Raw genomic sequence first — 8,860 nt, forward strand, 5'->3', positions numbered from 1 at the left:
TTTTTATTTTGGTACTTATGATAAATCAATTTAAAACTATATTATAAAAATCAAACCAAAAACAACGATCAAAAGGTCTGCAACAGATCATTGCATGCCTTTTTTATGACGCTACGATGCGTTTCTTACTATTTAACATTAGAATAATTAAAGTAATTAAAGGAGGTACATATATGGACATTGGGAAAAAAATAAAACATTTAAGATTAATAAATAAAATGACACAAGAAGATGTAGCCAGCAAATTATTTATTTCAAGACAAGTTATATCTAAATGGGAACTAGGAAAAAGTCTTCCTGATCTAACCAATTTATTAGCCTTAAGCAATCTATTTAATGTTTCAATTGATTCTTTATTAAAGGAGGATTCAAATTTGCAAAATCAGATAATAAAACAAAGCAATTATAAAAGATATTTATTAATAGCCGCTCTCTACGTATATTCTTTAATTACTATTGTCGTTATATTTTATTGTCTTGTTGCCTTTTTACTTATACCAAAAGACATAAAAACATCCGATCTAAAGGTTATTAATTCCCACTTTTATCAAGAAAGCGATAAAAAAGAAATTTTATATATTTATAGTAAATTAACACCATTCTTCTCCAATTATTCAGGAGATTATAGCATTCAAACAAAAGAACATGAAATAAACATTCATGCTAATCGAAATTCAATTCCTTTTAGAAATAAGGATGTTTTATTTTCAATTGAAAAAGATATAACCCATGGAATAGATTGGGAAGAAAAAGATGTTTACATTGTAGATGAAAACAATAAAAAGATACTTATATATAACCATAAAAATAAACAACTGTATTACCAACTAAAAAATTAAAAAGTAGGCGATCAAAATTAAAAACATTTATAAATATATTTTTGTACTAACTACACTTATTCTTAATATAATTAGTTCTCTACTCATTATGAATACTGCATTTACACCAGGAAATATGGTATTTGCTATTACATTTTTATTTTTCACCATGCTATTCCAATCAACTACAATGCTATTCATTATATATATGATTAAAAATGAAATATCTAAAAAGATAAAAATAATATTATATGTTTTTTTAACACTAGATATATTAATCTTTTTATCATTGCTATACATGGCATATATAGCGACAACAGCATTAAAATATTATTAACATCTTTATAGCAAGGGAATGCTTGTAGACTGATCTATACTGCATTCCCTTATTGTATGTATGCTATATTCTTATTCGCCTTTTTCTAACAATAGAACCACGAATCTTGGCGAAGACATTGGTTTTTGCCCTGTCCTGAGGTCCGTCCTCGCTTTTTATTCCACGGTTCCCTTGACCACGAGCCTCCGAACCCTCAAACTCCCAAAGATAACCCCAGCGGGCAAAAACCGCCCTTCTGGGGCCACCTCTGGCGAGTTTGCATGAGGGTTCCCCTCATCGTCAAGGAACTTTCGCGGCATAAACGCCAGGACTCGGATCATAAATCTTAAAATGGTTATTTTCCAAATAACCTCGCAAAAAAACCTTTGGATTCAGTAGATGCTGTTAATGCTTTTGTTTCTTGTACTTCACGAATTGTTTCAAGTAACTTCTGATCCCGTTTCTCTAACTTATTATCAATATAATCTTGTTGTTTTTGTAATTGTTCAATTAACAACTTATTAAATTCTTCTTGTTTCTCACTATGTTCTCTAAGTCTACTAACTTCATTTTTTAATGCATTTAATTCTTCGGCTAAAATCTCTCCAACTTCTTTACTAGGAACAGGTTTTATACTCTCTCCACCCGTAGCAAAGTAATGTTCAATTTGTTTTATTGAGTAATTTTGTTCTCGATGCAATTGTTTAACTATCTTCATTTGTTCAAGAGCTTTTTCGTTAAAAACATTGTATCCTGATTCATTTTTCTCTAAAGGAATATACATCCTTAATTCTTTCATCCAATTTCTTATAACATTTGGCGATTCATCTAAACACAATGCAACTTCTTTAACAGTCATCGCTATATAACCTGGTTTTTCTTCACCTAGGTTTTCACTTTTATCCATCTTTTTACCCACCTTTAAAACCTAGATAAAAACCTAAGTTTTTTAAATATCAAGGGTTATTTTCAAAAATATCAACCTTGATACCTAGGTATCAAACCTAGGTTTTTACTAATTCATTTTACTAAGGTTCATATCCTTCTGTCATATAAAAATAACAAATTTTTAACGGATCTAAGTTATACTCCATTTTTTTCTTAATAAATGATTATTTAATCCATATAGCGAAGATCATGGCCGCGCCACAAAAATTTCCTAATAACTTTGAAACAAATCATTTTATAAAATTAGAAATTATAGATTTCAAATCAAACAAAGAAAAGAGTAAGTTCAACAAGTGCAAGAGCATAAGGAATTTTTGCTATCACCAAGGGTGACAGGTTAGGCAGAGCCTAACAAAAACGTGATATCACAAATACAAAAAATTCAATGGAGTTCCAACGTACTTTCAATGTATTTTCAATGTACATCCAATGGGTTTTCAATGGATATTTCGGAAGACTAAAAACTTGTTTTTTTACTCTTAGATCAACAATTCTTCCTCGTATATAAAACAAACAAGACTTTTATAACCTCTCAAAATCGTTTCTATTAGATTTCAAACACAAACTAATAGATTTCCTAATAAAATCAAAATAACGCCCTTAGAACGAAAAATGAGCGTTATGATGGCGTATTTAATTACAAGTACAACGGCGCGGCTATTGCCAATCCATTGTACTTCGCTTTTCCGTTGACTTTTGGAGTAGAGGCTGGTTCGTCGTGTGGGGGCGAAACCCCACGTATTACGTATCTATACATATGGTAAATGAAATTATAATTCGAAAGCATTAGCGGTTCGGCTCGTATAATAGCAAATTCAAGCCGGTAAACCTAAATAGTTGCTTTTGGATGTATCGGCTTGGTGCCGCCAAAACTCGAGCCGAAAAAAGTTTTGCAAGGATGTAGCAAAGCGAAAAGGGTGGAGATTTTCTGTAGCAAAGCGAAAGAAAATACGACCCGTTCCTTGCGGAACTTTTAGCTCCTTATATAGAGAGTGAGAAGGGACAAGTATACAAAAGTTGAAAAAAGTAAGTAATACCAAGGGATTTGGGATTTTTTATAGTTATCGAATCTTTAGTTATCGAATTCGATAACTATAAAAAATAAAAAAAAAGGATTTGGAATTTTTTATAGTTATCGAATTCGATAACTTTAGTTATCGAATTCGATAACTATAAAAAATATAAAAAAACCTGTATGAGATTCATACAGGTTACACTAATTTAATGGGTAAATTTTTTAATTCTTTAGGTTTTCTTATAAACATAGTTTGTAGTGTTTGATTAATATTGTCACGATCCCCACAAAGAATTACATTAGGATTTATATACAATGCATACATTCTAGCATTAATTCCGTCTCTACCAGATTCAAAACGTCCAATGAGACCTTTTTCAATTAATTGCTTTACTAATCTACTAACTGTATTTTTACTAGATCCTATTTTATCTGCAATTTCTGTTTGAGTCATAGGTAATTGTTCTTTTGCATTAATATCATGAACAATACAATTAGAACGGAAACCTATAAATCCAATGATTTTGTTTAAAAACATAATTTCTTCGTTTTTCAAATAATTATTTTGAATGAGATATAACCAATTCTCTTGAATAATTTGAGCAAATTTAGCTTTGTTTTTTATCTTCCGTTCAGGTACTAATTTCATTCCATGCGAATTAGCTTTTGCTTGAAGCTCATTTGCTATGTACATCTCTTCTTCTGACAAGATCTTTAAATTCTCGATATCCCTCAATCTTGCATTTCTTTCAGCTTGTTCTAAATTGGCGAGCTTTGACATAATCTTTCTCCTCTTTTCTAAGATTTTCAACTAGAGAAGAGGAACATTTTATGCTATGATTTTTATAGAATATCAAAATATAAAATCTCCTTCTCTAATTGTTTGTTTGGTCACTTACAATTATATCATGATGGGATTTTACTGTATAAAAAAAGATGCTAATTAGCATCTTTTTTTAATTTTGAATAGGATTCAATTTTAAAGTTTCACTATCATCTTTTACTAATCTAATTTTATTTACCAATTCCCTAGTCACATTAACGCGAGGCATAGAATGTTCTAACAAAGGTACTAAAATATTAAAAGCTCTTTTCTCCCTAATCTGGTTAAAAACACGATTTAATTCAACTTCTAATTCTTGAGCTGTCTTTATATACAAAATCGAAGCTTTTGATTGAACTTTTTTAAAATTTTCTTTAACTTCAGGAGCCACACCTTCAGTAGACCATATAACTCCTATCTCAGGACTATATGAGAATAATCTACTCTGAAAAGCATAGGCATTTCCCATTGAAAATTGTTTATCTTTTAATTCAAATTGAAGAAGATTATTATCAAAATGAACAAAAGCATCAATTTCTTCAGGACCTTCCTGAACATTAATAAGAATATCTTCATTGTTAATATTAAATTTTTTTAATACACTTACTAATAAAACAGTCATCCAATGATTTCCATTCAACATTTGATGCCCTAATTCTGTAACTGTTAACCACTCATCTAAATGTTCTTCATTTACAAGGGTACTACAATGAGGACATCTAATCCCTCGATCACCCAGTTCTTTTACAAGACTTTTTTCAGGAATAACATTGATTTTTTCTGAAGTTTTTTTACATAAAATTATAAACTCTAATGTTAATAAACCAAGCTCAATCATCTTAGTAATTAAAAGATCTTTATTAACAATTGCCTGAAACTTTTCATCAGCATCTCTTCTAAACATACCACCTGACATTCTTATTTTTTGTAAAACAGTACGAAAATCTTGTTTATATAATTCTTCAGCAATTACATAATCACTTTCTTCAAAATCAACTGATTCATAAGTTCTAGAAAGTTCTACGAACTTTTCATTCTTATTAATGAATTCTGCAAATTCATTGATATCATTAAAAGTAGAAACTAACAATTGAATAATTTCATTCAATTCACTTTCTATAGATTCATCATATTCAGGCATTATTACACATACCTCTAAATTACATTTCATCTCCATTTGATCTTTTTCGCCACCGAGAATTATCTCATCTTCATCAGAAAAAAGATGGAAAACAACATATCCTTTATCTGACCTTAATTTACAATAATTAGACCATTCAGAAGTTCTTGAACCCATAAATCTTCTAAAATATAATCTTTCAAAATAAGAATTTTCTTCATCCGTTTCAAAATCAAGCTTCGGAGATTTTTTTTCAATCCCCAATGCATCTAAATAAGCTTTAAAAGCTAAATCTAAAACAAATTCATATCCAAGACTTGGTACAACATCCTTTATCGTATCAATGAAACTTTGTTTATTAATTTCTTTCAAACCAAAATCATTACATCTTATAGTTTTTATATAAAACATTAAAATATCCCCTTTATCAAGTTATGTATTATTCAATTATAACAAGATAATGCCATAAAACATTTAAATACAAATAAAAACTATATTTTTTATTTATTAACTTTCATACATATTCTCTAAATTTATATATAAACAAAAAAGTAATCCTAATACCCTAATTATTTTCCCTATTCTCAAATGTAAACTTTTGAATATTAGTTTACATTCATTTTCCCTAAATCATTGACTTTTCAATGATTCCCCTGATATCCTCAATTTATATGATAAAAGTATACATTCAAAACACTATAAATAAAGAGGTCATAAAACCATGAACAAAAAACCACATCTCATTGATGTCCAACCTATCCGTAGCAAAGAACAAATCGAAGATATGAAATGGGCTCTTAAACGTCATTGTTCTGAACGAGACTATATTCTCTTTTTAATCGGCATTCATACCGGATTACGTGTTAGTGATCTACTTCAACTTGAAACCCAAATCATAGTAAAGCTAAAACGAAAAAAGAGAAAAGAATTTAAAATCAAAGAAGGAAAAACAAAGAAAGAACGCATGATTAACCTTACTTCTATTTTTGATGAAGTCTATTCGTATGCCCAAACTCTAGAAAGTACCTGGTTATTCCCTTCAAGAAAAGGAGATCAGCCCATTAATAAGATCCAGGCTTATCGACAATTACAAAAAGCCGGGGATTTTGCCAGTGTAGAATCCATTGGTACCCACACCATGCGAAAAACCTTCGGCTATTGGTTCTATAAACAAACAAAAGATGTAGCTATGTTACAAGAAATCCTAAATCATAGTACACCTCAAATCACACTGACTTATATCGGCATCAACAAAGAAGAAAAAGACAATGTTCTAGATTCATTCACCATTTAAAGAATCCACCAACAAAAAAAAGCCCCTTTAATAATCCAAGGGACTTCACTACTATTTAAAAGAACAACGCAACAAATAGACCAATCGTAATACAATCAGCTGCTAAACCAATTAAGACTGCAATAAACATGAACTTTTCCATACATTTTCACCTCTCACATTCAATTTTCACAGTCTTAATATAGAAGAAACATAGATGTATTTCGGATTTTCATAAAGAAAAATAAAAAAGAACTCCTAATTTAATTAGGAGCCTTCCATTATTCCTACTTCTATTTGCATTTTATTAAATAACTCTTCACATTCTGCCAAATACGCATCTTCAATCTTAGTAGGATCATTCCCTTTATATTTTTCACCAACTATTTCAAGCTTCTTTTTAAACTTAATTGTACTTTCTACATGCACAACTTTCAAAAGATAAGTCCATAACGATAACACTGCACTTTGCAATTTGTTTATCTGGCTTCCTCTATACTCCACTGGAAGTCCTTCATTCCATATCTTTACCGAAATCTCACCCCTCAAATCTCTATCAAAAGAATCCACCAATCTATTTAAATCAGTCTCACTTACTTTAAATTTAAGTTGATGAACATATTTATTCCTCAAATCATTCAACCTTTTATAAGGAATTTTCTTATCCAACGATAATGCTCCTAAAGCAATAGCTAAATTTATTTTATTCATAAACATAAATCTCTCAGTTAAAACAAGTTCCGGTTCCACCATATAAATTTTCAACAACTTTTCAAGCTCATGTTCAATATAAAGATGACCACGCAAAATTACTTGCAACTCATCCCCTCCAACAGTCGCATTCAAAAACTCCTGAACATCCTTATCAATTTTATTACCAACCTGTTCTTTAAAGCCTTCAAGTTTTTCTTTATACTCTTCAAATCGTTCTTCTAACCCTTTAGTCGGTGTCAACGTTTCAGCCACTACACACATCTCCATTCCATACAAATATACAAAACGATTATACCATTCCATAGAACCGCACAGACAATATCCCTTAAAACTCCTCTCTCTCCACGTATCAAAAATGATATATATTAATGGAGTTCTGAAAAATATTTTTATGTAGCAGCTTATTTTGATAATAGCTATTTAATAATCTTTTTTTAAAAAAATACTCATTAAACACAAAAAACATGTAGCTGCTACATAAAGCAGCTTGACTTTTTCGCTTATGGAAATATATAATAGGTATATCAAAACAAGGAAGGCGGGAATTTTCCATATGAAAATACATAATAAAATAGAAGCAGCTACTAGTTTTAATCCAACAAAAAAAACACATCAAATGGATATTGCTACAATGTGTGAAAAGATAAAAAACAATAAAATTACTCTACCTTTATATCAACGTGATTTAAGTTGGACATTATCAAAAGCAGTTGATTTATTTAACTTCCAATTGTTTGGTAAGGCACCTGTATCTCCAATTTCAATAAATGAAATTAGCGACGATACTGATAACTATGTTCCTCAAGTATCTTTTTTAAATAGAGAACTAATTTCACAATCTGAAATTAAAGGTGATCATCAATCTGTTGTAGATGGTCAACAACGTTTAACTACAAACTTTAAAGCATATATTAATCATGATAGTTTCCGAAATATTGTTTTAGATATTTCTAGAGGTATTTTTAGAATCGTAGATGGCAGCATAACAAAAAGCCAAATCCCTGTAGGTATTCTTTTCAATAAAGATGAAAAACTATTAATAAAATATCTTCAAGAAAAAGGTACTTTCACAGAATTATTTGCTGCTTTAATACTTGTGCGTACTAAAATAAGAAGCTATAACTATACAATCAACATTGCAGAAAATTTAACTGAAGATGAACAAATCGAATGGTTTGAAGTTTTAAATAATGCTGGTAGTAGAGTTACAACATTACAAATGAATTTCTCAAAATTAAAACTTCACAATTTAGATATTTATACTGATTATACAAATCCTTTTAAAGAAAAAGCTTTTGAGTATGGTTTTGAAGAATTATTTACACCATTTACAACAAATGTTTCTTATCCGATAGCAGCATTAAATCCTGCATATGAAATAATTGAAAAAGATGGTTATCACAATACAAACTATGCACCAATTCCATCAGATACTAAAGAAGCAATCCTAACAAAATTAAATGTTGATACATTGAAATCAATTATTAAACTTACATTAGAATCATTAGAAACAGCTTTAGAATTCATCAATAATAATGAATTACAAGAATATATTTCTCGAATGGATTATATTCTATATTTAACAGGTTTCTTTGTTTATCAAAAAAATGAACAATTAGAGGATCAAAAAATCAAAAAGCTTATTGAATGGGTAGAAACAATTGATTTTACAAATCAATCTAACAGCAGCAGACGCGAAATATTCTCAAATTTATTAAAATTACATGCTTCAGAAACTGAATATGTTATAAGCAAATAGTTTATAAAATTTTAAATACAAATTAGCATTTTTCAAAATTAAATAATAGTAAACCATAAGTACCAAAATAAAAA

7 protein-coding genes are annotated in these 8,860 nt (G+C 29.4%); 3 read left to right on the plus strand and 4 right to left on the minus strand.

Annotated features, from left to right (window positions below):
* Nucleotides 1-173: 173 nt before the first annotated feature.
* Nucleotides 174-839 (plus strand): helix-turn-helix domain-containing protein, encoded by a 666-nt coding sequence (locus DN403_RS11280; RefSeq protein WP_149185465.1) that lies wholly within the window; start codon nt 174-176, stop codon nt 837-839.
* Between the two features lie 650 nt (nt 840-1,489).
* On the opposite strand, the gene DN403_RS11290 is transcribed toward DN403_RS11280, so the two are convergent.
* From DN403_RS11290 to DN403_RS11300, 3 genes are all read right to left on the minus strand, one after another.
* Entirely contained in the window at nt 1,490-2,041 is a 552-nt protein-coding gene (locus DN403_RS11290; protein ID WP_149185467.1) for a MerR family transcriptional regulator, read from the minus strand.
* A 1,252-nt stretch (nt 2,042-3,293) separates the two neighbouring features.
* On the minus strand, nt 3,294-3,878 hold the full coding sequence (locus DN403_RS11295) for a helix-turn-helix domain-containing protein (RefSeq protein WP_149185468.1): 585 nt from the start codon (nt 3,876-3,878) through the stop codon (nt 3,294-3,296).
* Nucleotides 3,879-4,053: 175 nt separating this feature from the next.
* Nucleotides 4,054-5,451, minus strand: a complete 1,398-nt coding sequence (locus tag DN403_RS11300) for a hypothetical protein (RefSeq protein WP_149185469.1) — start codon at nt 5,449-5,451, stop codon at nt 4,054-4,056.
* 310 nt (nt 5,452-5,761) lie between these two features.
* Here DN403_RS11300 and DN403_RS11305 point away from each other — a divergent pair, with 310 nt between their 5' ends.
* Nucleotides 5,762-6,334 carry a tyrosine-type recombinase/integrase gene (locus DN403_RS11305; RefSeq protein WP_149185470.1) on the plus strand — a complete coding sequence of 191 codons (573 nt, stop codon included), beginning with the start codon at nt 5,762-5,764 and terminating at the stop codon, nt 6,332-6,334.
* A gap of 246 nt (nt 6,335-6,580) precedes the next feature.
* On the opposite strand, the gene DN403_RS11310 is transcribed toward DN403_RS11305, so the two are convergent.
* Nucleotides 6,581-7,279 carry a hypothetical protein gene (locus tag DN403_RS11310; protein WP_149185471.1) on the minus strand — a complete coding sequence of 233 codons (699 nt, stop codon included), beginning with the start codon at nt 7,277-7,279 and terminating at the stop codon, nt 6,581-6,583.
* Nucleotides 7,280-7,580: 301 nt separating this feature from the next.
* Between DN403_RS11310 and DN403_RS11315 the strand changes: the two genes are divergently transcribed.
* Nucleotides 7,581-8,786, plus strand: coding sequence for a GmrSD restriction endonuclease domain-containing protein (locus DN403_RS11315; protein WP_149185472.1), 1,206 nt, complete (start codon nt 7,581-7,583; stop codon nt 8,784-8,786).
* Nucleotides 8,787-8,860: the final 74 nt, after the last annotated feature.

The organism is Bacillus sp. AY2-1, from assembly GCF_008368965.1.
Taxonomy (GTDB): Bacteria; Bacillota; Bacilli; order Bacillales; family Bacillaceae_G; genus Bacillus_A; species Bacillus_A thuringiensis_S.

What these genes read in the sequence shown, in the direction of transcription:
- DN403_RS11290 (WP_149185467.1), bottom strand. Translation starts at nt 2,041, where the DNA reads ATGGATAAAAGTGAAAACCTAGGTGAAGAAAAACCAGGTTATATAGCG.
- DN403_RS11280 (WP_149185465.1), top strand. Translation starts at nt 174, where the DNA reads ATGGACATTGGGAAAAAAATAAAACATTTAAGATTAATAAATAAAATG.
- DN403_RS11315 (WP_149185472.1), top strand. Translation starts at nt 7,581, where the DNA reads ATGAAAATACATAATAAAATAGAAGCAGCTACTAGTTTTAATCCAACA.
- DN403_RS11295 (WP_149185468.1), bottom strand. Translation starts at nt 3,878, where the DNA reads ATGTCAAAGCTCGCCAATTTAGAACAAGCTGAAAGAAATGCAAGATTG.
- DN403_RS11305 (WP_149185470.1), top strand. Translation starts at nt 5,762, where the DNA reads ATGAACAAAAAACCACATCTCATTGATGTCCAACCTATCCGTAGCAAA.
- DN403_RS11300 (WP_149185469.1), bottom strand. Translation starts at nt 5,451, where the DNA reads ATGTTTTATATAAAAACTATAAGATGTAATGATTTTGGTTTGAAAGAA.